Genomic DNA, 24681 nt, shown 5'->3' with positions numbered 1-24681 from the left:
TCACATCGAGCACAGTGAGCCCGTGAACGCTGATGAGCTGATGCGTAGTGACGGGTGGACCGCCGAACGGATCCCCGACTTGACGGGCCGCACCTTCGTCGTCACCGGAGCCACGAGCGGACTGGGCCTGGCCACCACCCGGGCGCTCGCCGACCACGGCGCGCGCGTGGTGCTGGCCGTCCGCGACGAGGCCAAGGGCCGCCGCGTAGTCGCCGACATGGGCGGCGCCGACCTGGAGATGCGACGGCTCGACCTGGCCGACCTCGACTCGGTACGCGATTTCGCCGACCGGCTGCACACCGACCATGCCCGGGTGGACGTGCTGATCAACAACGCCGGCGTGATGGCACCGCCGCGCACCCTCAGCCCGCAGGGGCACGAGCTGCAGTTCGCCACCAACCACCTCGGGCACTTCGCCCTCACCGGCCGCCTGCTCGACCTGCTGCTGGCCGGCCGCGACCCGCGGGTGGTGACCGTCACCTCCGTCAACCACCGGCAAGGGAAATTGCCCTCCACCGACCCGACCGGCGCGCACGGCTACTCCCCGATGCGCTTCTACAACACGTCCAAGCTGGCCAACGCGATCTTCGGCCTCGAGCTGCACCGGCGGCTCAGCGCGGCGGCCAGCCCGGTGCGGAGCTACCTCGCCCACCCGGGCTACACCGCCACCAACCTGCAGACCAGCGCGACGACCCCGCTCTGGCGGCTCCTGCTCGGCCGGATCGGCAACCCCCTGCTCGCCCAACCCGTCGAGCGCGGTGCCTGGCCGCAACTGTTCGCCGCCACCGATCCCACCGCCCAACCGGGCCTACTCATCGCCCCCGACGGGCCGGGCGAACTGCGCGGCCACCCCGCACCGGGACGGCTGTCCGAAGCCGCCATCGACCCGGACAACGGCCGCCGACTGTGGGAACTGTCCGAACAGGCCACCGGCGTGCGGTTCGACTCGCTGCCGACCTCCGGCTAATCAGCTACCCGCCGCCGACACTCACGAGCGTCGACACCCGTGGGTCCGAGGGCGCTGGCGGGAACACAGAGGCCCCTGGACCGGCGAACGCTCGCCGTAACCGTCTCTCCGCTGTCACATCCCACAGCGCCTGCTCGTCCTTCTAAGGGACGTCTCGTAACCCCGCTGTCTGTCTAGTCAGGACGATCGGTCAGGATCCCTGGGTGCAGGTGATCACCGCAGCCAACCCTGACTGGATCTTTCCGTTCACCGGGCTGCAGCCCGCCCAGTTCCGCAAGCTGGTCCGGCTGGTCGCCGAGCGTGGCGGTGAGGGCGTCGCCGACGGCCGGCCTGGCCGGCAGTGGGCCCTGGATCTCGCCGACCGGGTGCTGCTGGTGGCCACCTACTGGCGCACCAACCTGACCATGCGCCAGATCGGCCCGCTGTTCGGGGTGTCGCACTCCGCCGCGCACCGGGTCATCGACACCCTCGGCCCGCTGCTGGCCTTGTCGCCGGTGCGTAAGCGGCCGGTCGAGCAGATCGCGATCGTCGACGGAACTCTGATCCCCACCCGCGATCACCGCCTGGCCGCCGGAGCAAGAACTACCGGTTTCAACGAACCTGCAGGTCGCCATCGACGCCAGCACCCGCCTGGTCATCGCCGTCGGAGACCCGCAGCCCGGCAACCGCAACGACACCATCGTCTACCGCACCAGCGGCATCGACCAGAAGCTGAACGAGAGGCCGGTGATGGCCGACGGCGGCTACCGCGGCAACCCCGAGGTGATCATGCCGTACCGCAAGCCCTCAGACGGCAGCGCTCTGCTGGACTGGAAAGAAGCCCTCAACGTCGAACACCGGACCGTCCGCGCAGGGGTCGAACACGCCCTGGCCAGGATGAAGTGCTTCAAGATCCTGCGCGACTACCGCCGCGCCGCCCACACATTGGCCGACGCCGCTTCCGGCATCGCCAACCTCCACAACATCATCCTCGCCAGCTGACCGCCGAGCCCACGCCGGGCAACGCCTTCACCCAGTTACGAGACGTCCCTTACGACCTCGTGCACCGTTGCGAGTCCGCGAGGATCGATGATCGTTTGGCATCATGGTTGGCGCTGCGATCATGATGAATCCTCGGATGACGGGTCTGTCCCGGCAGGTGATAGCGGGCCTCATCGCGGAGCTGGGACCGCGGTGGCAGGCCCGCCACCGTGATCGGCTCGCGACGCGCACGCGTCGCCGCCGCGTCGGCGCGGGTGCGAAGCACCGATTCGGGTTCGCCGACCGGTTGCTGGCCACGCTGGTGCACCTACGGCACGGGTTGACCCATGACGTGGTAGCAGCCTGGTTCGGGGTGCACCGTTCGACGGTCTCCCGCAGCATCGCCGAGGTGCGGCCGCTGCTGGCCGAGAGGGGTTGCCGGGTGCATGACGGCGTCCGGCTGCGCACTCTCGCCGACGTGGTCGGGTACCTGGGCCAGCACCCGCGGGCGTTGATGGACGCCACCGAGGTGCGGGTCCGCCGGCCGGTCGAGGGGCGGGCGGGTAGGGACCGGTTCGTATCTGGCAAGGCCCGGCTGAACACGATGAAAGCGCTGGTGATCTGCGATCCGGCTGGTCGGCTGTTGTTCTGCGGCGAGACTCGGCCAGGCTCGATGCACGACCTCACCCAGGCGCGGACCGCCGGCCTTGTCGACCTCCTGCTCCACGCGCCCCTCAAGGTCCAGGTCCTCGCCGACGCCGGCTATCAAGGACTGGGCGCCGACACCGCCGGCGTGGTCATCACACCGAAGCCCAAACCGCGCAAACACCAAAAGTCACTGCCACCGAGCGTCATCGCCGCGCACGACGCCGCCCGCAAAAGGCACTCGTCGCAACGGATCCGCGTCGAGCATGTCATCGGACACCTGAAGAACTGGCGAATCCTGGCCCGCTACCACGGCCGACGCGAACACTTCGACGCCACCATCCGAGCCATCGCCGGCCTGCTATCGGACCACCAACACACCGACCGCACCGAGAACGCCACCAAACCGCTCAAGGCCCTACCAGCCGCACCCCACCGCCGATGAGGTCACTGGCCCTCCCGGCAACCGTGCACGAGGTCGTTAGACGGCCGCCCGCCCTACGGCTACACACTCCGCGATCTCGGACCGCATCCCAACCCCGCTAAGGCCGCCGACGGCAAGCGCCTCAAGGGCCTCATTCCTGACGAGCAGACCGCGCCGATCGTCCGGCAGATCTTCACCGAGTTCCTCGCCGGTATCGGCCTGTTCGCCATCGCCGAGGGACTCAGCGCCAATCACGTGCCCTGCCCATCAGCCCATGACCGCGTCCGCAACCGGCACCGCAGCGGCATCGCCTGGTCCAAGAGCGCCGTCCGCGTCATCCTCACCAACCCCCGCTACACCGGCCGTCAGGTCTGGACCAAGCAACGCACCGACGAGGTGCTGCTCGACGTCGACGACGTGGCAATGGGCCACACCGGCGTCATGCGCTGGAACCCCCGCGACAAGTGGGTGGTCTCCAAGGAGATCACCCACGAACCACTCATCGACGACGCGACCTTCGAGCAGGCCCAAGCCATCCTGCGCGGGCGCGGACGAGGAGCCAGCAGACAACACGTCCGGCAGCGCACCCGCAACCCGTACGTCTTCCGCGGACTGATCTACTGCGCCGCCTGCGACCGACGGATGCAGGGCCAGTACAACCACGGCGACGCCTACTACCGCTGCCGCTTCCCCCAGGAATACGCCCTCGCCAACCAGGTAGCCCACCCCACCCCCGCAACGTGTACCTGCGCGAGGACGCTCTCACCGACCCGCTCGACACCTGGCTGGCCTCCGCCTTCGCGCCCCACCGCATCGAACAAACGATCACCGCGATGGCCGACGCCCAACCCCTAGATCAGCCGGCCGCAACGGGCACAGCAGCCCAGACGATCATCATCGAGTGCGACGCCAAGTTGGAGCGCTACCGCGCCGCCCTCGACGCTGGCGCCGACCCAGCGGTGGTCACCGGTTGGATCGCGCAGACCCAGGCCGAACGCGCCCGTGCGGAAGCAGATCTACGCACGATCGCGGGCACCACCCCGCGCCGGATGAGCCGAGCAGAAATCACGGCCCTGGTGACCGCGCTCGGCGACATCACCACCGTGCTCCGCGACGCCGACCCGGCCGACAAGGCCGAGGTCTACCGGCAACTCGGTCTCCGGCTGAATTACCAACCCGAAACGCAAACGGTGCGCGCCGAAGTGGATCTCAGCGCGCACCGTGGGGTAATGGTTTGTGTCCGAGGGGCAACACGAACCATTACCCCACCGCCGATAACGATCGGCACGAGCCTGAAGCTCGCACAACTCTAGTACGGCAGCCGCCGCAGGTCACCGAGTGGCGCTGGCTGCGGGCGGAGGCCGAAACAACGCCCTGACCACACCGCATGACAGGTCGAAGGGCCCGGCCGCGCCGGGCCCTTCGCGTCTACCTCACCGCCGACGACGGGTGTGTGATGAGGTCGAGGACATGGAGGGAGTGAGGCAGATGACCAGCAACTATCTGATCGTCGTCGGCGTGGACGGCTCCGATGGCGGGCGGCGTGCCCTCGACTGGGCGGCCCGTGAAGCGGCGACTCGCGGTGGCGCGGTGCAGGCGGTAGTCGCCTGGCGGTGGGACGGGATCGAGTCCGGCCCGATGACTGCCGGCAATCCGACCGACGAGGAGGAGCGGGCCCGCGCGATCCTCGATCGCGAGATCCAGGCACTCACGGCCCGTCGAGGCTCGTCGTCGCCTGTCGCTGCTGAGGTCGTGGAGGGCAGAGCCGCCGACGTGCTGACGCGTGCCGCTCGCAGCGCCGAACTGCTCGTTCTCGGCAGCCACGGTCACAGCCGGATCCGGCACACCGTCCTCGGGTCGGTGAGCGAGGAATGCGTAAGCAAGGCGTGCTGCCCGGTCGTCGTCATCCCCGTGCCCGTGCCGGTGCCGCATGCTACGGCAGAGCCGGCGCTGCCGGTCTAACCGCAACCATCGCTGAGGAGGAGCGGCCCGATCGCGGCTGCCCCTCCTCCACGCGCTGGCTGTTCGGCGGGCCAGCGGACCGGACGCCTCAAGCGGGCGATGGTGGCGGCCGGGTTTCCAGGAGGATCCAGTTCAACGCGACGCGACGACGCCGCTGTCAAGGCCCAGGCCCGCCGCGGTGTTCAGGCTCGCCGAGGGACATGGACGTGCGCCTTACCGGGCAAGCAGGGCGATCAGATCGCTTCCGGTGACGATGCCCACCGGACGGCCGTCCGCGTCGACAATCGCGACGGCGTCGATGCCGCCCGCCCGCATCAACCGTGCGGCGTCAATCACCCGCGCGTCGGTGCTCACCGTGGCGGGGTCCGGATCCAGCGCAGCCGCGACGGTAAGCCGAGACAGCGCCGCGTGGTCATGCGCCCACGCCGCGGCCACCGCCCGGTCGGCGAGCACGCCCAGGCACCGCCCGGCCCCGTCGACCGCCACAAGGTGACGGCGCCCGGTGCGGACCAACGCCTCCAGCGCGTCGCCGAGCAGAATGTCGACGTCTACGGAGAAGACCGGGCTGCTCATCACCTCGGTGACCGGCCGGGTCGCCAACCGTCCCGGCCCACCGTCGGGCTCACGTCCTGCAATGTAGATCGCCTTCATGATCGCCTCTCAGGTTGCCCGAGGGGCACAGAGAGGGGCGCGTCGCCGGATGCTCCTCTCCGTGCCCGCTGCCTTCAGGCGATGCCGGTGAAGGTGGTCCGTCCGGACCACCGGTCGGCGAGCTGACTGTCGTCGAAGTCGAAGCCGAGCTCGTTGGTCACTTCGACGACGCCGCTGACCTGTGCGGCGAGTCGGCCGGCGATGTCCGCCGAGGACTTGCGGTCCATCTGCCCGGTCAGCCGGACCACGCCGCCGTGCACGGTCACCTGGACGACGCCCTCCTCGACCGCGAGGACTCGGCGCAGGACTTCCTGCACCACGTCGTGGCGGATGTCGGCGTCGGGGCGCAGGTGCACCTTAAGCAGGTCGCTGCGGGTGACGATGCCGACGAGCCGGCCCAGGTCGTCGATCACCGGCAGGCGCTTGACCTGCTCACTGTTCATCGTCTTGGCTGCGGCGACCAACGGCGTGTGCGGAAGGGTGGTCACCGCCGGTGCGGTCATCAGGTCGGCAGCGACAGCGGCGTCGGCCTTGACCCGCTCCTTCCGCCGTCGGCTGCCCTCGAAGACGCGCCGCTCGTGCGGCTGCCCGATGAGCTCCACCTTGTGCAGCAGGTCCGCCTCGGACACCACGCCGAGCACGTGCTGGAGCTTGTCGACCACGGGCACCGCGCTGACGTGCCGTTGCGTGAGCACGTCAATGATCTCCCGGTACGGGGTGTCGTCCCGCACCGTCGCGACGTCCGTGCTCATCACGTCGCACACCTGCCATGTCCTCATCACGACCTCCTTCGCAGTCCTGACCTCACCGTACGAATCCGAGAGCGAGGCTGGTCAGAGCCGGATGACCGCTGTCGAAGGGACCTGCGGCAGGCCGGTTGAGGGTCGGATGGCCCTGACCCGTATGGGGCCGGCTGCGGTTGGCTGAAGTGGACGGAAACCGGATGTTCAGGAGGCCGACCGTGATCGCGACCGCCGCGTCAACCCCTGCCACATCAACCGCCGTTACCGCAGACGCCGCTGCTGGGGGCCGTGAGCTGACCGGCGTCGACGCGTTGACCGCCGATGGCGGCATCGTCCGCATCCGCCCGGTACACCCGGCTGACCGGCCGGAACTGACCGCGCTCTACGGCCGGGCCGGTATCGACAGTCTGCGGATGCGGTTCTTCGTGGCTCCCGGGCCGGCGATGATCGCCTCCGAGATCGATCGGCTGTGCCGGCGGGCGTCACCGCGTCACGAGGCGTTCGTCGCTGAGCAGTCCGGCGCGGTCGTCGGCGTCGCGTCGTACGAGCGCGGCAGCGCTGAGCGGCGGGCCGAGTTCGCGGTGTTCGTCGACGAGACGCAGCGCGGGCGCGGCATCGGCACCCTGCTGCTGGAGCACCTGGCCGCGGCCGCCCGCGCACAGGGCGTTGACGAGCTCGTCGGCGAGGTCCTGCCGGGCAACAGCCGGATGCTGAAGGTGGCCCGGGATCTGACCTCCGGCCTCCGGTCGCGCCTTGCTAACGGCGTTGTCGACCTGGCGCTGACCACCGGCGCGGACGAGGCTGCGCAGCTGGCCGTGGACGAGCGTGAGCGCATCGCCGAGCGGGCCTCGCTGCGCCCGCTGCTGGCGCCGACATCGATCGCCGTCGTCGGTGCCGGCCGGCGGCCGGGCCGTATCGGCCACGAAACCCTTCGGGCGTTGCGGGAGTACGGCTTCACCGGCGATCTGTACGCGGTGAACCCCCACGCCAGCGCGATCGCGGGCGTGCCCGCGTACCCGTCGTTCGCACACCTACCCGGTCCGGTCGACCTGGCGGTTATCGCGGTGCCGGCCGAGGCCGTTGCCAGCGTTGTCGCCGAGGCGGGCGCCGCCGTCGTGCGAGCCGCCGTCGTGCTCGGATCCGGCTTCGGCGAGGCGGGCGCGCAAGGGCGGGCCCGGCAGGCCGAGCTGGTCCGGCTGGCCCGCGCGCACGGCATCCGGCTGGTCGGACCCAACTGCCTGGGCATCGTCAACACCGATCCCGCCATCCGGTTGAACGCCAGCTTCACTCCGGCCGCGCCGCTTCGGGGTGGGTTGGCGGTGGCCTCCCAGTCGGGTGCGGTGGGCATCGCGCTGCTCGATCACGCCGCGCGAGCAGGTTGCGGTGTGTCGACCTTCGTGTCGCTCGGCAACAAAGCAGACGTCAGCGGTAATGACCTCCTCGCCTACTGGTTCGACGACCCGGCCACCACCGCCGTCGCCCTGTACCTGGAGTCGTTCGGTAACCCGCGCAAGTTCGCCCGTACGGTGCGGGCCCTCGCCCGCCGCAAGCCGGTTCTGGCGGTCAAGAGCGGCCGGTCGACGGCCGGAGCGCGGGCCGGGGCCTCGCACACCGGTGCGGCCGCCGCTCCCGATGTAGCGGTCGATGCGATCTTCGCCCAGGCCGGGGTGGTGCGGGTCGACCACCTCGGTGACCTGATGGACGCCGCCCGCATGCTCACCGACCAGCCGCTGCCCGCCGGTGAGCGGCTGGCCGTGGTCGGCAACGCTGGCGGAGTCAACGTGCTCGCTGCCGACGCCGCGTCAGCCGCCGGCCTACGTGTGCCGTCGTTGAGCCCGGCGCTTCGCGAGCGGCTGGCAGCCGTCGCCCCCGACGCGGCCGGCCATGACAGCCCCCTGGACCTGGGCGCCGCGGCCACACCCGCGGCATTCGCCAAGACGGTGGAAGCGCTGACGGTCAGCGGGGAGGTGGACTCCCTGCTCGTGATTGTCGCCGCCACCCGCACCAACGACGTGCCCGCGACCCTGGCGGCCATCACCCCGGTCGTCGACGCGCACCCCGACCTGACTGTCGCCGCCGTCGTCATCGGCCTGCCGGAGGCGCAGCCGACCTTCGGCGCGCGGCGCACGCCGATCTTCGACCTACCCGAACGGGCGGTGCGGGCACTCGGGCACGCCACCCGGTACGCCGCCTGGCGGCGGGAGCCGCTCGGCACCCGACCCGAACTGTCCGACATCGACACCGCTGCCGTCCGCACCGCCGTCGCGCAGGGGTTGGCCGCGGGTGCCGGCTGGCAGCCGTACGAGCGCACCGCCGCCATCCTCGCCGGCTACGGCATCCCGCTGGTCACCTCCGTCACCGCCCGCAGCAAGGACGACGCTGTCCTCGCGGCCGAGCGCATCGGCTACCCGGTCGTGCTCAAGTCAGGGGACCCGGACCTGGTGCACAAGAGCGACACGGGCGGCGTCCAGCTCAACCTGGCCGACGCCGCGGCAGTGCGCGCCGCCTATCGAGCGGTCACCACCGCGGGTCGGACGGAGTGCGGCGCGCTGGTCCAGCCGTTGGCGCGCGGACAGGCGGAACTCGTAGCCGGCATCGTGCACGACCCGCTGTTCGGCTCCCTGGTGATGGCCGGCCTCGGCGGCGTACACACCGACCTGCTCGGCGACCGGACATTCCGGCTGGCGCCGATGACCGACCACGACGCGGAACGGATGTGGCGCTCACTGCGCGCCGCGCCACTGCTGACCGGATACCGAGGCGCACAACCGGTCGACACCACCGCCGTCGAAAACTTGCTCCTGCGACTGGGGCGTCTCGCCGAAGAGGTACCCGAGGTCGCCGAACTGGACCTCAACCCGGTGCTGGTCGGACCCGACGGCGCCCTCGCCGTCGACGCAAAGCTGCGCCTCGAGCCTGTCGGCGCGGAACCCGACCCCGCCTTGCGACAGCTCCGCCAACCCCAGTAACCCCCCGCGCGACGCCTCCGTCGCGCGCCCACCATCAGGGAGGCTCTCATGACCAGCAGGTCGATCGTCGTCGGCTACGACGGCTCCGCCAGCGCCGCAGCCACCGTGGAATGGGCCATCACCCATGCCACCCGCACCGGCACGCCCCTCCTGCTCACCTACGCCTTCGACTGGCCGATCGTCCCCGCGGCGCTCTCCCCCGGACCAGCGAGCTGGCCCGACACCACCGCGCGACATGACGCCCAAACGATGATCGACGACGCGGTCGCCGAAGCGGCCAGGTCCCACCCCGGCCTCATCGTCACCGGCACGCTGCTCGACGGGCCGCCCGCCGTCGTGCTGCAGGAGCAGTCCCGGCACGCGTCCCTCGTCGTGCTCGGCAGCCGGGGACACGGCGGCTTCGCCGACCTGCTCGTCGGCTCCACCAGCTTCGCGGTCTCCGCGCACGCCCACTGCCCGGTCGTGGTCGTCCGCGGCGATGAGCAACGGCCCGGCGCACACTTGCTCGCGGGCGTGGACGGATCCCCGGGCTCCCTGCTGGCGCTCCAGTACGCCCTCGAGCAGGCCGCCGACCGCGGCGTGCCCCTGCACGTCATCCGGGCCTGGACCCCGCCGACACCGCGGTGGAGCCCGCCCAACCTCGATCAGCGAGACATCACCGCAGCGGAGAAGGCCGCGCTCGACGAGCTGCTCGCCGGCTGGCAAGAGAAATATCCGGACGTCGAGGTGACCACAGAGGTCGTCGCGGACAACCCAAGCCGCGTCCTCGCCAAGGCCAGCCGATACGCCCAACTGGTCGTCGTCGGATCCCGCGGGCGCGGCGGATTCCGCGGCCTGCTCCTCGGCTCGGTCAGCCAGCAACTGCTGCACCACAGCCACTGCCCGGTCGCGGTCATCCGCGAGATCCCGCCAGCGACGGCGGAGCGGGCCGATCCCGTCTGACCCGCACTCCGAGAAGGGTCCCGACCTGCCCCCGGTCGGGACCCCGGTTCTGCAGCCGTACCGCAACCGGACGAAGCTTGAGGCGCGCAGGCAAAGAAAGGACGCGATGGCACACGACCGGGATCGTCATCGGGCTCGACAGATCGGCATCGGCGCACCACGCGCTGACGTGGGCGGCGCGAGAAGCGGCACGTCGCCACGCCACACTTCTGGTTGTTACCGCGTGGCCAGCCGTGGACCGGATCGGCGCCCGGGACAACGGTGAACTCGTCCACCACCGCGTGCGGCTGCACCGGATGCAGCGCGACGCCGTCGCGGCGGCGACCGCGGGGCCGGCCAACCCTCCTCAGGTCGCTCGGGAGATGGCGTTCGCCGACCCGGTCACCACGCTGTGCCACGCGGCGGGCTTCGCCGACCTGGTGGTACTCGGTGGAGACGCCACGGGCGGCCTGCGACCGCGATCGGTCGCCGCCGGGGTCGCCACCCGGCTGGCGCGACACCGGCGCGGCGGTGAACCCGCGCCGATCGTGGTCGTATCCACGCGCGGCTGCGTGTCGATGCACCGAAGCCCCCGCGAAACGCCCGTCGACGCCGCCCACGCTGCGGCCTGCTGAGCGACGCACCAGACACAAGGGGCGTACCCGCAACTGACCATCCAGGTCTCCGCGTGATAGTGGACGAGCTCATAACGGAAATCGCGAACTACGATGACCTCACCTCCGGCGCCAGCGGCGGCGACCGCTGAGCCCTGATTGGTCAGTTCACTCCCGAGACAGCGCTACCTTAACGCGCCGGTCTGCGCCGCATCGCACCTGCCGCAGGACCTTGCTTGGCAGGCGCGCGACCGGCTCGTCGGTGAAGCGCTCACACGTGCCGCAGCGTGTCGAGCCGACGCTGGTACTCCTCGTCGTTGATCTCGCCCCGCGCGAAACGCTCGGCGAGCAGCCGCTCTGCCGGATCGCCCACCCGGCGCTCGCCATGATCGCGCAGCGCACGCCACCCGACCCATCCGCCAGCTGCCAACAACCCCACGAACGCAAGGCTGTTGAGCAGCATCAACAGGTAGCCAAAACCACCCATGCCGTTGTGGTGCCAGAACACGTCCGCGCCCCCTTACTGTCCGGCCCGCACGCGTCGTGCGATGCCGCTGGCCACTTGTTTCGACGCTAGGTCGCGGCGGACGACGCCCGGTAGAGACTTTCGGCACTCCCGCCGCAGGGCGTCACCCCTCGCGAGGGTCGCGACAGCCACCGCATGCTCAGGGCCGAAGGTCCCTGACCGTGCAGCGCCAACGTTCTGGCGGCTGCGGCCTGCGGCGACAGAATGAGTTCAGGCTATGCCTCAACGCTCACCGCCGTCATCGAACCTGGCTGGTGGCGGGATTCAGAGCCGCGCCGTCAGCCAAAGACCGGCCAACGCGACCACCACCAGTAGGGCGATCGCCCCGACCGCCATCGAGATGTCCCGCCGCATGACGACCTCCTCCAGAATCGGACGCTTCCCTCGGCGCGCCAGCTCGTACGTCAGCGGCAGCGGTACGGCGTTGACGACGCCGTACAGGTGCTGACCGACAAGCCGCTGCGTTTGCAGGTTCAGCCGTGAATAGGGAGGGCACCCCGGCCGTTTACGGCCGGGAGGAACGCCGTCACGGACCTGGACGCTCCTGGCTCTCGATGTACTCCTTGACCACGTCGAGTGCCGCCTCACGAGCCGGCGAAGTACGACGGCGACCACAGGTGACCGCCCCCGCAGATACCAGCTGAGGTGGGACGAGAACTCCTGGCGCAGATACCGGGTCGAGACGTGTGGGTGCCAGAAAATCGGTTACCTTACGCAGCCTGCGAGTGCTCGCCGATCAGGCCACCGAGACGATCGCGCCGCACCACCCGCACACCGGCTACGGCGACTGGTGACTGCGTCGGGCGGAGCGGTGGCGCCTGTCCCAACGAGCGGTGCGGGCGATGCACGTTGTAATGGTTGACATACTCACGCATCACCGACTGCAGATGGCGACGCCCGAAGATCAGCATCCGGTCGAGTAGTTCGCGGCGCACGTGCCCACCCAGCGCTCCGCGTACGCGTTGGCCCTCGGAGCCCGCACCGGCGTCTTGAGCACCTCGATACCGGCGGCGACGAACACAGCGTCGAACACCGTGGTGAACTTCATGTCCCGATCCCGCACCAGGAACCGAAACCGCCCAGCCCGCTCGCCGAGGTCCATCAGAAGATTCCGCGCCTGCTGGGCCACCCACTCCCCCGCCGGGTGCGTGGTGATCCCAAGCACGTGGACTCGGCGGGTGGCGACCTCGACGGCGAACAGCACATACAACCTCCGCAACAAGACCGTGTCCACGGTGAAGAAGTCCACCGCCAGGACGCCTTCGGCCTGCGCCCGCAGGAACTGCCGCCAGGTCACCGCCGACCGCTTCGGCGCCGGATCAACCCCAGCACCCCTGAGGATGGTCCACACCGTGCTGGCGCCAACCCGGAAGCCCAACCGGCACAGCTCGCCGTGAATCCTGCGGTAGCCCCAGGTCGAATTCTCCCCGGCCAGTCGCAACACCAGGCCGCGGATCTCAGCGGTGACCGATGGCCGGCCCCGCCGGCTCGGATAGGTCCACCGCCGGCGAACCAGATCCCGATGCCAGCGCAGCAGCGTGGCCGGCCGCACGAACAACCCGTCCCACAGCCGGCGGGGCAGCAGCCGTGCCAGACCGGCCAGCATCGCCCGGTCAGCCCAGTCCACCCGCGGCCGAGCGACCTGTCGCCGCAGCACCGCCACCTCATGACGCAGCAGCAGAAGCTCGACGTCTTTGGCCGCCGAGTCCCGGGCCAGCAGCACCGCCCACTGCATCAATTGCGAGCACATCAAGTAGACCAGTCGTAGTGCCACTCACCGATCATCCCGGCAGGTACCAGCCCCACGAAACCCCAGCTCAGCCGCAACGGACGACTTTCTGGCACCCACAGGTCCTGGTCGTCGACGAGACCGGCGACCTGAAGAAGGGCGTGCATTCGGTCGGGGTGCAACGCCAGTACACCGGCACCGCCGGCAGGATCAGGCCTGCTATCCGACCACCAACACACCGACCGCACCGAGAACGCCACCAAGCCGCTCAAGGCCCTACCAGCCGCACCTCACCGCCGATGAGGTGACTGGCCCTCCCGGCAACCGTGCACGAGGTCGTTAGACACCCTCACCCACCGGCTCCCATAGCCGCCCGCACCCAACCGGCATGGCCACACTCGTACGGCAGGCCACGCCAACCTCAGCCCACCCACCCCCAACGCGAGCCGAGAAAACACTGATGACCGTCACACGAACCGAGCTGGCCGTCCACGTCGAAGCAGCCTTCACCACCGGCCCCGCCACCCGCGACCGGATACTCGCCCACGCCGCCGGCAGCCACGCCCGCCCCGAGATCATCGCCGTCCTCCAAGCCCTACCGGACAAGCCATATCCGACGATCCGCAACCTGTGGTACGAACTTGGCCACGTCCCCATCGGCAGCTAACACAGTCTCCGGGATCACGGGACCTTCGGCCCTGGCCTGGCGCGCCCACGGAGGTGGGCATGGAGCGCCATCACAATGAGGAGGTGGTTTGCTTGCCACGCCTGCAGTTCTGGCCGCTGCTCCGCGCCGAGATCCTCGCCGCGACCGCGGCGACCTGCAAGCCACCTTCGGCAACCCCAGCCGGCTGCACCTGCGCCGGCCCACGCACTACCACCGCAGCACACGCCGCGTGTTCTACCCGGCAGCCTCCGGCCGCAGAAAAATCCACGCCCGCGCCCTGAATCGCCCTAGCCCGCCGGCACCCCCGTCCCAAAGATTCTGCCGGGGCGGCAGTCCTGCAGCATCAAGTGACCTCATCACGGGTAGTCAGGAGGCACCGCAGAAAATGACCGGAGACGCAACAATGGACACCCAGAGATTTGTTCCTTTACAAGGTCGCCGAGATGCACGTGATACAGTTGACCGGCCGGTTCGCTACTCGAGTTCCACCTTCCCGGTCGAGTCCGGAATGGCAACTTGGAACGGCTTCTTCATCAGCCAGCGGGGAAAGTAAGCGGTGGCTGAGGGCCATTGAGGTGATCTCAGCGAGGTCCGGCGGCCGTGTGGGGATGACACGGGCGTAACGTCCATACCGGACGGTGTTGGATATGGGCGTGGAGCCATCGATAGACAGGTTCTTGCGACAGGATCCAGTCTTCGAGAGGGCTCCACGTGATCGCCTATTCTGCCAGGCTCGACGTTCCCAGGGAACTCATACAGCACGTGGTGCGGCTGCTTCGTGCCGAGCGTCGCACGGTGGGCACCCGCCCGGGAACTCGTGCGCTGACCAGGCGATCATGGTGTTGGTGTGGTTTCGCAAGGGTGAGGACAAGACCACCCTCGGGGCGGGGTTCGGCGTGTCGAGGGCGACCGCCTACCGGTACGTCGCCGAGGCCGTGCGGGTCCTGGCGGCGCAGACACCCACCCTGCACGACGCGCTGACCCGGGTCGCCGCCGACGGCTGGTCGCACGTGATCCTCGACGGGAAGCTGTTCGACACCGACCGCCTCGCCGAGACCATCGCCACCGTGAAGGACGACACGATCGACGCGTGGTACTCCGGGAAACACCGTGACTTCGGCGCGAACATCCAAGCGAGCATGCGCCCCGACGGGCTACCGATCTGGACCTCGGATGCGATGCCCGGACATTTGCACGACCTGACATGCGCCCAGCGGTTGGACGCCACCGGCGCCCTCTACTGGGCGGCCTCCGAACTCGGGTTGCCGACTCTGGCCGACTCGGGCTACGAAGGCGCTAGCCAGGGCATCCACGCTCCATACAAGCAGCCTGCCGACGGCCGCAGGCTCGCGGTCGACAACCGCGCCTACAACGCCGTCCTTCGATCGATGCGGTGCCTCGGAGAACGCGGCTTCGCGATTCTCGTCGGCCGCTGGCGGACCCTACGTCACAGCACAGCCATCCCACGACAGGTCGGCGACATCGTCCGCGCTGCTCTCCACCTCACCCATTTCGAATACCGCTACCTACCGCCTTCTTGTTGAGATCACGTCATTCAGACCCAGAAACCTCCCTCCGAGTTCCTCCCAACTGCGTTGGGAATACGACAAGGCGCCTCGTGGCGCACAAGCATTCCTCGATCGCTCACCGGGCTCCGGCGACCAAGGTGGTGATGGTGGTGCCGGCGGGTCCGGCGCACAGGTAGAACGCCAGCTCGCCGGGGGCGGCGATGCTGCGACGGATCAGGACCCATCGGCTGCGGCCGCTGTCGTCGAGGTCGGGCAGGCCGGCCGTGGCCCAGTCGTACAGCCGTGGCCCCTTCGAGCCGGCCCCGGCCGAGCCGTTTCCACGCCTCGTCAGGGGCTTGTCCGGCCAGGGTGTCGACGCGGGCGGTGCACACCCAGCCCTATCTGCTGGTCGCGGAGCACGGCCACCACGTAGCCGACCCGGCGCTGGTCGCAGAACGTCCGGAACTTCGAGTCCTGGCCGTAGGCCTCGTTCGCGGTGACCCACCGGGCTGGGACCCCGGCGTCCATCGCCCGGGCAAGCATGGCCTGCGCCAGCTGCGGCTTCGTCGCGAACACCACCTCAATCCGCGACAAGACCCTCTACCAGCCCAAACAGCCAAGATCGGAAGCTTCGGCAGCATGCAAACTCGCGTAGAGACTCCACCACCGTCCTGTCCGTTCCCGTGCTCGTCGGGATCGCCGTGCTGCTCGGCTGATCGCGATATCGTGGGGATATCGACCCCATGCCCGAGCAGACTTGGACAGGCATCGTCGTGGGCTCCTAGCGTGGGGAGTGTGATCGTGTCGAGGAGCGGTGCGAGCGAGGGCTGGGACGTCGTCCTCGTCGGCGGCGGGATCATGAGCGCCACCCTGGGCGTGCTGCTGAGCGAGGTGCAGCCGGACTGGCGGATCACCGTCGTCGAGCGGCTCGACGAGGCCGGGCTCGAGAGCTCCAGCGCCTGGAACAACGCCGGTACCGGCCACGCCGGGCTCTGCGAGTTCAACTACACCCCGCGGAGGCCCGACGGCACGGTGGACGTGTCGAGCGCCGTGCGGATCGGCGAGCAGTTCGTCTCATCTCTGGGGTTCTGGGCCCGTCTCGTGGAGCGGGGGGTGCTCGGGCCGCCCGAGGCGTTCATCCACTCGGTCCCGCACCTCGGCTTCGGCCGCGGTGCGGACGGCGTGGCGTACCTGCGGGCCCGGTGGGAGGCCTTGCGGGGCCACCCGCTCTTCTCCGACCTGGAGTTCAGCGAGGACCCCGACGTCCTCGCCTCGTGGCTGCCGCTGATGTTCGAGGGCCGGAACGGGAACGAACCGGTGGCGGTCACCCGCTCGGCGCAGGGGACCGACGTCGACTTCGGCGTCCTCACCCGGCAGTTGCTGTCGGCCCTGCAGCAGCGCGGCGGCGTCGTGCGAACGCGCCAGGAGGTCACGTCCCTGCGCCGGCATGGGCGGACCTGGGTGGTGCAGGTCCGCGACCGCAGGACGGGGCATCGCCGGCGGCTGCGGGCGCCATACGTCTTCGTCGGGGCCGGGGGCGGGACGCTGCCGCTGCTGCAGTCGGCCCGGGTCCCGGAGATCCGGCGGTACGGCGCCTTCCCGATCAGCGGTCAGTTCCTGCGGACCGATCGGCCCGAGCTTGTGGCGGCCCATCGGGGGAAGGTGTACGGGCATTCGGCTCCGGGCGCCCCGCCCATCTCTGTTCCGCATCTCGACCTGCGGGTGGTGGACGGACAGGAGGCGCTGCTCTTCGGACCGTTCGCCGCCTTCTCGCCCCGCTTCCTCACCCGTGGCCGGCTGACCGACCTGGTGCGATCGGTCCGGCCCGGGAACCTCCCGGTCCTGATGGCCGCGGCGCGGGACAACCGCCCGCTGGTGACCTACCTGATCCGGCAGGTGACCCAGTCCGCGGATGCCCGAACGGCCACGCTGCGCCGGTTCGTGCCGTCGGCGAGCGCGGACGACTGGACGCTGATGACCGCAGGGCAGCGAGTTCAGGTCCTCAAGAAGACCGGCGGCCGCAGCACGGTCGGCTTCGGCACCGAGATCGTCACCTCCGCGGGCTCCCTGGCCGCCCTGCTCGGCGCCTCGCCCGGTGCCTCGACCGCCGCGTCGACGATGCTCGACGTGCTCGCGGCGAGCTTTCCGCAGCGCATGCCGGAGTGGGCGCCACAGCTGGACCGGCTCGCGCCGTCGACGCAGACGGTGCGGCAGTTCGGCCCCGACCGGCTCGGCGAGGAGGTGACGCGGGCCCGCCGGGTACTCGGGCTGCTGCCGGGGTGAGCACGACGGTCCACGGGAAGGGAGCGGCGGCCTCGTGACCGCAGACCTCATCGGCCGGCTGCGGCATGTGGTCGGGCCCTCCGGCGTGATCAGCGACCCGGACGACATGGCCGGCTACCTCACCGACTGCCGCAACGCGTACGCGGGAACCGCTGCGGCCGTCGTGCGGCCGGGCAACGCCGAGGAGGTGGCCGCGGTCGTCACGGTGTGCCGCGAGGCGGGCGTCGCGGTCGTCCCACAGGGCGGCAACACGGGGCTGTGCGGCGGCGCCGTCCCGGACTCCTCCGGCCGTCAGGTCGTGCTCTCCCTGACGCGATGCGCCGCATCCGCGACCTCGACGTCGCCAAACAGACCATCACGGTGGAGGGGGACTCGAGGTTGAGAAACTACAGATGATGTAGGTTCTCGTCGGTCTTATCGCCCGACGTGTCTCTGGCCAGGGCAGAGCGTTCGGTTTCTCAGGTTGCTGTCGCCCCTTCTCAAGATCGTGTCGCTTTCTTGGCATGGCGATCTGGCGGACCGCGTGACCGACGCTCGGTCGGCTGGTTGCTGCAGGGTCAGGTCGTGCGGCGTGTCCTGCCGATCATGATGGCCTGCGTGATGAAATGCAGTCATGACAGCTCTCTCGTGGCGTGACGGACTGCAGGAACTGCGCCGACTGCTCGCGGCGGAGGGCGGCGACCCGGATTGTATCCAGGACGTGGGCCTCGCGTGGCGTGGCTTCCGGGCGTTCCTCGTGGTCCCGTTGGACGGTCTCTTCGACCGCTGGGAGGGTGACGTGGAAGCGGACACGCTGGTTCTTGAGTTCGGTGTCTCCGAATGGCCGGACGGCCCGCCGCGGCTGCTGCTCGCCCGGCGCTTCGCCATCCCTGCGGTCGAATGGCGCGACGGTGTGCCGGGCGAACCGTCGGGCGGCGAGGATGACCTCGACCTCGCGTATACGGTCCAGATCGAGATGGAGTTGACATTCCCTCCTGGCACCAGTGGGGAGGCCGACGGCTTCTGGACGGCGGCGCGCAGTGGCGAGTTCGAGGTGACGGCACTCGCCGAGGCCGGGGAGCTCGTGACCGGGTTTCGGCTCGGGCGGCCGATCCTCAGCGGGATCGCACTGACGAACTGCAACTAAGGGCTGCTCCTGCCGATCATGAGCCAGATGATTGCCGCGATGAGGAGAGGCTGGTTCGATAGAGCGATGCCCGTTTGGCGTAACGTGTCCCTATGGGTTTCGTCAAGCGGGGACGGGTGCCTGATCTGTCGGTCGTGGTTGGTAGGGGATCTTGTCGCGGAGCATGGCGTATAGGACGTCGCAGCGGCGGCGGGCGAGGCAGATGAGGGCGGCGTTGTGGCGTTTGCCTTCGGCGCGTTTGCGGTCGTAGTAGGCCCGGCTGACGGGGTCGGCGAGGGCTGCGAACGCCGCGAGGAAGAACGCGCGTTTGAGGTTCTTGTTGCCGCCTCGGGGTGGGTGCTCGCCGCGGATGCTGCTTCCGGATCGTCGGGTGACGGGGGCAAGGCCGGCGTAGGCGGCGAGGTGGCCGGGGGTGGCGAACGCGGTGCCGTCGCCGACTTCGAGCAGGATCCGGGCGGCGGTCCTGACGCCGATGCCGGGCATCGAGGTCAGGACCCCGGCAAGAGGGTGCGCATCAAGCATCCTCTCGACCTCGCCGGCGACGTGGTCGCGTTGTCGCAGGACGTCGCGGAGGCTGTCGGCGAGGCGGGGCAGGATCGTTTCTGCCGCTGTCGTGCCGGGGACGGTGACGGTCTGCTCGTTGAGGGCGGTCATGATCTGCTCGACGAGCCGTTCGCCCATGCGGGGTGCGTGGACGGTGGCGATCGAGAGGAGTTTGCGGCGGCCGGCTTTGCGCAGGCCGACCGGGCCGCCGCAGCGCGAGAGCAGCTCCAGCACAGCTTTGTGCTGCACTTTCGGGCCGAGGATGCGTTCCAGGGCGGGGTGGATCTGGGTGAGAAGTCCCCGGATGCGGTTGGACACGCGGGTGGCTTCGCCGGCGAGGTCGTCGTCGAAGCCGACGAGGACCTCCAGCTCGGCCAGGGTCTCGTCGCCGGTGTCGACCCGCCGCAGCGTGTGCGGCAGAGTGCGGGCCGCGTCAGCGATGACGTAGGCGTCGCGGGCGTCGGTCTTCGCCGAGCCAGGGTGCAGATCGGCGATCCGGCGCATCGCCAGGCCAGGCAGGTAGGCCACCTGATGCCCGCCCGCCCGAGCCACCGCGACCGGCAAGGCGCCGATCGAGGCGGGCTGGTCGACCACGACCAGGATCCGCCCGTGACGGGCGAGTTTGTCGAACAGCTGCCGCAGCCGGACCTCGGTATTCGGCAACGGCGCGTCGTGCAGCCGCTTGCCGTCTGGGGCCAACCCGACCGCGTGGTGGCCCTCTTTACCGACGTCCAAGCCCAGGAAGACGCCATATCCGTCGTGCACCAGACCCGCCTCCACGCATCGCATCGTGGGCCTCGGCCGCAGTCAGGGCGTCGGACTGCCGGCAGCCACGTTACGAAGAGACCTACCCCAACACGGGTGGCCGTGTCCCTATCAGCGGTCCGCCGACGCCACCCGACCCGGCGACAACACCCCCCGGATCATCCGAACGACAGGGGCAGGAAGTCATACCGGGCCAGGCGACCGAGGGTCCCCGGCTGGGGACGATCAAAAAGGTAACGGGCAACCGGGCGCTGATCGGCCGCTGGGACGACGACCATCATGGAGCCGTCCGATGTCTCCGCCGGTCAGGGTTTGACGGTGGCACTCGACCGGGACCGGTGGCGAGCTTCTCGCAGCCGCGGCTTGGCTCGTCTTGCCCACCAAACCCGCACCGCGGCACGCGGCGTCGATCCGGCTCGACGGCAGCAGCCGATTGCTGTGCCGGCGGCATGGTTCGAATCCGAGGCGGAACGCGCACGCGGATTAGCGATGCCAGTTACCGTGGCGGGGTGTCAGCGGGGTTGAGGGAGAAGTAGTCCTCCTCTTCCTGCACTAGGTGCAGGCGGAGCACGGCGTCCAGCCCGTACAGGGCGGCTAGAAGGTCCGGCAGCTCGTCGGGACGCAGCCGGCCGGCCGGGTGCTGGGCCAGTTGGCCGCCGATGCGGTCCACCAGCCGGCTGATTTCCACGTGCTCCCGACTCATGGTCGAGGTCGCCTCGTCGCTGCCGAGCGGGCCGGCCAGCGCCGGGTAGAGCTGCTGCTCCTCGGCCGCCTCGTGCGGCAGCACCTCGTCGACCAGCCGGCGGTGCACCTCACGTAGCGCCGGTACGCATTCCGGCGCGTCGGGGCGGGTCGCCACCAGGTCGGCGGTGTCCCGCAGCCGGGCCAGCACATCCCGTACCCCGCCGTGCTGGCCGGCGTACCGGTCGAGCAGTTCCCGGGTCTCCGGCGGGACCTCGCGGCGGCGCAGGCCGCCGCGGAGGGCTCGCAGCGCGTTGACGATGACCAGCACGTCGATGCCCTCCTGGAGGAACGCGCCGGCGACCGGGGGCAGCCCGCCGGCGGCGGCGACCACCATCGCCACCACCGCGAGACCCATGCCGACGGTGGCGCTCTGTACCGCGATTCGGCGTGCGTACCGGGCGATCTCGACGGCGTCGGCGAGCCGGTCCAGCCGGTCGACGGTGAGCACCGCGTCGGCCACGTCGGCGGACGCGGTGGCCCCGGTGGCGCCCATCGCCACGCCGACGTGCGCCTCTGCCAGTGCCGGGGCGTCGTTGACGCCGTCGCCGACCATCACGGTGATCGCCCGAGCGGACTCCTCCTTGACCCGGTCGACCTTCTCCTGCGGCGAGCACTGGGCGATCACGTCGTCCACGCCGACGGTCTGCGCCACCTGCCGGGCGGTACGCGACCGGTCGCCGGTGACCATGATCAGCCGGCTGAGGCCGGCCTCTCGAAGCCGCCGCACGGTGCGCCGAGCGTCAGGGCGTACCGGGTCCTCGAGAAGGATCGCGCCGAGCGGGCCGCGGTCGTCGCTGACCCAGACAGTGGAGCGGCCGGCCAGCTCGGCGCGCTCGCGTACCCGCTGCGCCCACTCGGGCGGCTCACCGGCGAGCTGGCCCACCCGCACCAGGTGCCCGTCCACCCGTCCGGTCACCCCGCGCCCCGGCTCCTCGGTGACATCCGTCGGCTCGGTCAACCGCAGCCCCCGCTCGTGGGCCTGGCGGACGAGGGCGGCGGCCAGCACGTGCGGGGAGAGCTGCTCGACGGAGGCGGCCAGCCGCAGCACGTCGTCCCGGTCGGCGCCCGGTGCGACCACCGTCTCGGTCGCGCGGGGGCGGCCGGCGGTGAGTGTGCCCGTCTTGTCAATCAGTAGGGTGCGGGCCCGGCCCAGCAGCTCCAGCGACCCGCCGTCGCGGACCAGTACCCCGCGCCGGGCTACACGGGACAGTCCGGAGACGATCGCGATCGGGGTGGCCAGCAGCAGCGGGCAGGGGGTAGCCACCACCAGCACCGCCACCGCCCGCAGGAACTGGCCGGTGAGCAGCCAGGCGGTTCCGGCCAGCAGCAGAGTGAACGGCACGAACGCGGCGGCGTACCGGTCGGCGAGCCGGACCATCGGCGCCTTGTGCGCGGTGGCCTCTTCGGCCAGCCGGACGATCCCGGCGTACGTGCTCTCCGCCGCGTTCTTCGTCGCCCGCAGCCCGAACCCAGCGCCGGCGTTGACTACGCCGCTGGCGACCTGCTCGCCCGCGGCGCGGGTGACCAGCTGCGACTCGCCGGTGACAACCGACTCGTCCAGCGTCGCAGCCTCCTCGACCGTCCCGTCCACCGGTACCACGTCGCCGGGACCCACCACCAGTCGGTCCCCCGCCGCCACCTGGTCCAGCGGCACCAGCTCGATCGCGCCGTCCGGAGTGCACCGCCGGGCCTCCCGGGGGGCCCGTTCCAACAACGCGCGCAGGTCACGGCTGGCCCGGCGCTGTGCGTAGCCTTCCAGCGCCTGCCCGGTGCCGACCATCACGGCGATCACCGCGCCGGCCAGGTACTCGCGGACCAGCAGCGTGCCGACCAGCGCCAGCACCGCGATGACGTCCACCCCGAACTGCCGGCGCCACAGCTGCCGTAACGTCGCCCAGGTGGCCGGCACCAGCGCCGCCAGGGTCACCGCCGCCCAGACCAGCTGGGCCGCCGTCCGCAACCCTGCCAGCCACAGCCCGCCGCCCAGCAGCGCGGCCAGGGTAAGCAGGGTCAGCGGCGCCCACTCCCGCCAGTCCACCCGGCGCCGCCGCACCGGCCGTTCCGGCACGCACTCGTCCGGTTCCGCTCCCACCTGCGAATCGTCTCAGCAGCACAGTTCGCCGCAAGCGGGAACCGGCGTGATCCTTTGCGGGCCGGACGACCCCGTCGAGGGGAATCCGTGTCCGGGCTGACCGGCATCCCGGAGGATGGAGCGGCAACACCACCCGGGACGCGTCCGGAGTGGGGCACGATGTGGGGAAACGAAAGGTCGTGACGATCAGCCAGGAGACGCCGGCCAGGGACCGCCCGCTGACCACCGCGCTCACGCAGGCCGCCGCGACAGCCGGTCTCGCCCCGTCGGTGCACAACAGCCAGCCGTGGCGCTGGACGGTTCTCCCCGACGCGCTGGAGCTGCGGATGGTGCAGGAGCCGCAACTCGCCGCCACCGATCCGGAGAATCGGCTGGTGACGTTGAGCTGCGGCTTGGCGCTGCACCACGCGCGGGTGGCGCTGGCCGCTGAGGGTTGGGCCGCCCAGGTGGAGCGGCTACCCGACCCGGACCAGCTTGAGCTGCTCGCCCGGCTCAGCCGGTTCCGGCAGACCGCGGCCGACGCGGACGCGACCCGCCTCGTGCAGTGCATGCGGGTCCGGCAGACGGACCGGCGGCCGGTCAGCGACGAGCCGGTGCCCAACGCCACGCTCGACGAGATCGTCAAGGCGACCTGCGCGCAGGGCGCCCGACTCCAACTGCTCGGCTCCGACCAGGTGATGGAGTTGGCCGCCGTGGCGGCCCAGGCCGCGGTGGTCGCGGCGGAGGAGCCGGAGCTGCGGGAGGAGCTCGCGTACTGGACCAGCCGGGCCGCGGCCGGCACCGGGCTGCCGCCCGAGGTGTTGCCCGAGCAGGCCCCGCAGACCACCGTGCCGGGCCGGGACTTCGGCCGTACCGGCACTCTGCCGATTGGCCCCGGGCACGACCGCGCGGCCGTCTACGGGATCCTCTGGGACACCGAGGATGAGCCGGAAAGCTGGCTGCGTGCCGGTGAAGGGCTCTCCGCCGCCTGGCTGACCGCCACCCGGCTCGGCGTCTCGATGGTGCCGCTCAGCGGTGTGGTGGAGACGGACGGCACCCGGCAGACCTTGCGCCAGATGCTGGCCGGGCTCGGCTTCCCGTATTTGGCGATGCGCCTGGGGATCGCCGACCGGGCGCAAGCCGCGCCACCCCACACTCCGCGCCTGCCCACCGAGCAGGTCGTCGACACCTCCGCGGTGGACGCCGGCACCAGGTAGCGGGCCCGTCCCCGGACGCTCACCCGGGGGCGGCCAAGCCAAGGAAACGAGCGCCTCGCGCTTGCCTGTACGGCAGTCTTAAAGCATGGCGCGGCAGCCACCACAGGATGCGCGTGACAAACCCATGCCGGCCGGGCATGACCCACGACAGCTACGCGGCGCCCGGCTCATCGTCATCGATCCCCGCCGAATCGACCTCGCCGAGATGGCCGACGTGCACGTCCAGGCAAGACCGGGATCCAACGTTACATGCTCCCCGGCTACCAGCGCGTCACCGACCCCGACGTGCGCGCCCGATTCAACCAAGCCTGGCATGCGGAGGTGCCCGCCCGGCCCGGGCTACGCATCCTGGACATGTTCGCCTCCGCGAAAGGGGCTGGACGCGTGCACCCTGATCGGGAGTGTCAAGTTAACGGCTGATCTTGGTTGTTGAGGTGGTCAGTGGTTGGCCGGGGTGAGCCGGCCCTCGAAGGCGATCTGGAACGCGTTCAATGGCGCCTTCCAGCGCATGGTCCAGCGCCGGCGTCCGGCCCCGGTCGGGTCGAGGGAAGGTGACGCGAACCGAAGGAGGCTTCTTCGTCCTCGCCTACGCGGCCTACCTCACCTACCTGGTCGTGGCCCGCACCTGATCCCCGAGGGTTCACAA

Annotated in this window: 23 protein-coding genes and 2 pseudogenes; 17 read left to right on the top strand and 8 right to left on the bottom strand. The window is 70.3% G+C overall.

The window, feature by feature from the left end:
* Positions 1-22: 22 nt before the first annotated feature.
* The 6 genes and pseudogenes from GA0070607_RS23210 (at position 23) to GA0070607_RS23185 (ending at position 4958) form a co-directional block, all read left to right on the top strand.
* Positions 23-967, top strand: a complete 945-nt coding sequence (locus tag GA0070607_RS23210; RefSeq protein WP_331716430.1) for an oxidoreductase — start codon at positions 23-25, stop codon at positions 965-967.
* Positions 968-1170: 203 nt separating this feature from the next.
* A pseudogene (locus GA0070607_RS23205) lies at positions 1171-1948 on the top strand (transposase family protein).
* Positions 1949-2084: 136 nt separating this feature from the next.
* The gene (locus GA0070607_RS23200; protein ID WP_231930185.1) at positions 2085-3017 is read left to right on the top strand and encodes a transposase; all 933 of its coding nucleotides are present in this window, start codon (positions 2085-2087) and stop codon (positions 3015-3017) included.
* A 132-nt stretch (positions 3018-3149) separates the two neighbouring features.
* On the top strand, positions 3150-3851 hold the full coding sequence (locus tag GA0070607_RS34180; protein WP_089020062.1) for a recombinase family protein: 702 nt from the start codon (positions 3150-3152) through the stop codon (positions 3849-3851).
* On the top strand, positions 3737-4309 hold the full coding sequence (locus tag GA0070607_RS23190) for a hypothetical protein (protein WP_157743219.1): 573 nt from the start codon (positions 3737-3739) through the stop codon (positions 4307-4309). Before GA0070607_RS34180 ends, GA0070607_RS23190 begins: the two co-directional genes overlap by 115 nt.
* A gap of 175 nt (positions 4310-4484) precedes the next feature.
* Positions 4485-4958: a universal stress protein gene (locus tag GA0070607_RS23185; RefSeq protein WP_089022044.1), complete on the top strand. Its 474-nt coding sequence runs from the start codon at positions 4485-4487 to the stop codon at positions 4956-4958.
* A 213-nt stretch (positions 4959-5171) separates the two neighbouring features.
* On the opposite strand, the gene GA0070607_RS23180 is transcribed toward GA0070607_RS23185, so the two are convergent.
* Positions 5172-5531, bottom strand: coding sequence for a CBS domain-containing protein (locus GA0070607_RS23180; protein WP_172899085.1), 360 nt, complete (start codon positions 5529-5531; stop codon positions 5172-5174).
* Positions 5532-5683: 152 nt separating this feature from the next.
* Positions 5684-6388: a CBS domain-containing protein gene (locus tag GA0070607_RS23175; RefSeq protein WP_089020059.1), complete on the bottom strand. Its 705-nt coding sequence runs from the start codon at positions 6386-6388 to the stop codon at positions 5684-5686.
* Between the two features lie 182 nt (positions 6389-6570).
* Here GA0070607_RS23175 and GA0070607_RS23170 point away from each other — a divergent pair, with 182 nt between their 5' ends.
* The 3 genes from GA0070607_RS23170 to GA0070607_RS23160 all read left to right on the top strand — a co-directional run bounded on the left by GA0070607_RS23170 (position 6571) and on the right by GA0070607_RS23160 (position 10877).
* Positions 6571-9321: a bifunctional acetate--CoA ligase family protein/GNAT family N-acetyltransferase gene (locus GA0070607_RS23170; protein WP_231930175.1), complete on the top strand. Its 2751-nt coding sequence runs from the start codon at positions 6571-6573 to the stop codon at positions 9319-9321.
* A 48-nt stretch (positions 9322-9369) separates the two neighbouring features.
* Positions 9370-10263, top strand: a complete 894-nt coding sequence (locus tag GA0070607_RS23165; protein ID WP_089020057.1) for a universal stress protein — start codon at positions 9370-9372, stop codon at positions 10261-10263.
* A gap of 77 nt (positions 10264-10340) precedes the next feature.
* Positions 10341-10877: a universal stress protein gene (locus GA0070607_RS23160; protein WP_157743218.1), complete on the top strand. Its 537-nt coding sequence runs from the start codon at positions 10341-10343 to the stop codon at positions 10875-10877.
* A 250-nt stretch (positions 10878-11127) separates the two neighbouring features.
* Here the strand turns inward: GA0070607_RS23160 and GA0070607_RS23155 are convergent, their stop codons facing one another.
* From GA0070607_RS23155 to GA0070607_RS23150, 3 genes are all read right to left on the bottom strand, one after another.
* Entirely contained in the window at positions 11128-11364 is a 237-nt protein-coding gene (locus tag GA0070607_RS23155; protein WP_197701129.1) for an SHOCT domain-containing protein, read from the bottom strand.
* Positions 11365-12092: 728 nt separating this feature from the next.
* The gene (locus GA0070607_RS33520) at positions 12093-12293 is read right to left on the bottom strand and encodes an integrase core domain-containing protein (protein WP_231931196.1); all 201 of its coding nucleotides are present in this window, start codon (positions 12291-12293) and stop codon (positions 12093-12095) included.
* Positions 12287-13156, bottom strand: coding sequence for an integrase catalytic region (locus GA0070607_RS23150; protein WP_231930173.1), 870 nt, complete (start codon positions 13154-13156; stop codon positions 12287-12289). The genes GA0070607_RS33520 and GA0070607_RS23150 overlap by 7 nt, the downstream gene beginning before the upstream one ends.
* A gap of 77 nt (positions 13157-13233) precedes the next feature.
* On the opposite strand from GA0070607_RS23150, the pseudogene GA0070607_RS23145 reads away from it, so the two are divergent.
* The 3 genes and pseudogenes from GA0070607_RS23145 to GA0070607_RS23135 form a co-directional block, all read left to right on the top strand.
* Positions 13234-13323, top strand: a pseudogene (locus GA0070607_RS23145) (transposase); the annotation flags it as partial.
* 248 nt (positions 13324-13571) lie between these two features.
* A complete protein-coding gene (locus tag GA0070607_RS23140; protein ID WP_157743217.1) occupies positions 13572-13778 on the top strand; it encodes a DUF2795 domain-containing protein in 207 nt (68 codons plus the stop codon).
* A gap of 836 nt (positions 13779-14614) precedes the next feature.
* Complete coding sequence (locus GA0070607_RS23135; RefSeq protein WP_231930171.1) at positions 14615-15322, top strand: transposase family protein; 708 nt, start codon at positions 14615-14617, stop codon at positions 15320-15322.
* A 312-nt stretch (positions 15323-15634) separates the two neighbouring features.
* On the opposite strand, the gene GA0070607_RS23130 is transcribed toward GA0070607_RS23135, so the two are convergent.
* Entirely contained in the window at positions 15635-15862 is a 228-nt protein-coding gene (locus GA0070607_RS23130; RefSeq protein WP_157743216.1) for a transposase, read from the bottom strand.
* A 219-nt stretch (positions 15863-16081) separates the two neighbouring features.
* Here GA0070607_RS23130 and mqo point away from each other — a divergent pair, with 219 nt between their 5' ends.
* The 3 genes from mqo to GA0070607_RS23115 all read left to right on the top strand — a co-directional run bounded on the left by mqo (position 16082) and on the right by GA0070607_RS23115 (position 18695).
* Positions 16082-17569 (top strand): malate dehydrogenase (quinone), encoded by a 1488-nt coding sequence (gene mqo / locus GA0070607_RS23125; RefSeq protein ID WP_231930169.1) that lies wholly within the window; start codon positions 16082-16084, stop codon positions 17567-17569.
* A 34-nt stretch (positions 17570-17603) separates the two neighbouring features.
* Positions 17604-17951 carry an FAD-binding oxidoreductase gene (locus tag GA0070607_RS23120; protein WP_197701128.1) on the top strand — a complete coding sequence of 116 codons (348 nt, stop codon included), beginning with the start codon at positions 17604-17606 and terminating at the stop codon, positions 17949-17951.
* 231 nt (positions 17952-18182) lie between these two features.
* Positions 18183-18695: a hypothetical protein gene (locus GA0070607_RS23115; protein WP_089020053.1), complete on the top strand. Its 513-nt coding sequence runs from the start codon at positions 18183-18185 to the stop codon at positions 18693-18695.
* A gap of 102 nt (positions 18696-18797) precedes the next feature.
* Here the strand turns inward: GA0070607_RS23115 and GA0070607_RS23110 are convergent, their stop codons facing one another.
* A complete protein-coding gene (locus tag GA0070607_RS23110) occupies positions 18798-20027 on the bottom strand; it encodes an IS110 family RNA-guided transposase (RefSeq protein WP_157743215.1) in 1230 nt (409 codons plus the stop codon).
* Between the two features lie 472 nt (positions 20028-20499).
* Positions 20500-22839, bottom strand: a complete 2340-nt coding sequence (locus GA0070607_RS23105) for a heavy metal translocating P-type ATPase (RefSeq protein WP_089020052.1) — start codon at positions 22837-22839, stop codon at positions 20500-20502.
* 185 nt (positions 22840-23024) lie between these two features.
* On the opposite strand from GA0070607_RS23105, the gene GA0070607_RS23100 reads away from it, so the two are divergent.
* Together GA0070607_RS23100 and GA0070607_RS32485 are read left to right on the top strand one after the other, a co-directional pair.
* Positions 23025-24035, top strand: coding sequence for an Acg family FMN-binding oxidoreductase (locus GA0070607_RS23100; RefSeq protein ID WP_089022040.1), 1011 nt, complete (start codon positions 23025-23027; stop codon positions 24033-24035).
* Between the two features lie 491 nt (positions 24036-24526).
* A complete protein-coding gene (locus GA0070607_RS32485; protein ID WP_157743214.1) occupies positions 24527-24664 on the top strand; it encodes a hypothetical protein in 138 nt (45 codons plus the stop codon).
* The last annotated feature ends 17 nt before the right edge of the window (positions 24665-24681 follow it).

The sequence above is a fragment of the Micromonospora coriariae genome, from assembly GCF_900091455.1.
Classification (GTDB): Bacteria; Actinomycetota; Actinomycetes; order Mycobacteriales; family Micromonosporaceae; genus Micromonospora; species Micromonospora coriariae.
Note: the sequence above shows the minus strand (reverse complement) of the source record. Positions and strands in the feature narration are given on the sequence as shown.

What these genes read in the sequence shown, in the direction of transcription:
- GA0070607_RS23115 (WP_089020053.1), top strand. Translation starts at nt 18,183, where the DNA reads ATGACAGCTCTCTCGTGGCGTGACGGACTGCAGGAACTGCGCCGACTG.
- GA0070607_RS23185 (WP_089022044.1), top strand. Translation starts at nt 4,485, where the DNA reads ATGACCAGCAACTATCTGATCGTCGTCGGCGTGGACGGCTCCGATGGC.
- GA0070607_RS23135 (WP_231930171.1), top strand. Translation starts at nt 14,615, where the DNA reads ATGGTGTTGGTGTGGTTTCGCAAGGGTGAGGACAAGACCACCCTCGGG.
- GA0070607_RS23110 (WP_157743215.1), bottom strand. Translation starts at nt 20,027, where the DNA reads ATGCGATGCGTGGAGGCGGGTCTGGTGCACGACGGATATGGCGTCTTC.
- GA0070607_RS23175 (WP_089020059.1), bottom strand. Translation starts at nt 6,388, where the DNA reads ATGAGGACATGGCAGGTGTGCGACGTGATGAGCACGGACGTCGCGACG.
- GA0070607_RS23200 (WP_231930185.1), top strand. Translation starts at nt 2,085, where the DNA reads ATGACGGGTCTGTCCCGGCAGGTGATAGCGGGCCTCATCGCGGAGCTG.
- GA0070607_RS23180 (WP_172899085.1), bottom strand. Translation starts at nt 5,531, where the DNA reads ATGAGCAGCCCGGTCTTCTCCGTAGACGTCGACATTCTGCTCGGCGAC.
- GA0070607_RS23165 (WP_089020057.1), top strand. Translation starts at nt 9,370, where the DNA reads ATGACCAGCAGGTCGATCGTCGTCGGCTACGACGGCTCCGCCAGCGCC.
- GA0070607_RS33520 (WP_231931196.1), bottom strand. Translation starts at nt 12,293, where the DNA reads ATGCTGATCTTCGGGCGTCGCCATCTGCAGTCGGTGATGCGTGAGTAT.
- GA0070607_RS32485 (WP_157743214.1), top strand. Translation starts at nt 24,527, where the DNA reads ATGGCGCCTTCCAGCGCATGGTCCAGCGCCGGCGTCCGGCCCCGGTCG.
- GA0070607_RS23140 (WP_157743217.1), top strand. Translation starts at nt 13,572, where the DNA reads ATGACCGTCACACGAACCGAGCTGGCCGTCCACGTCGAAGCAGCCTTC.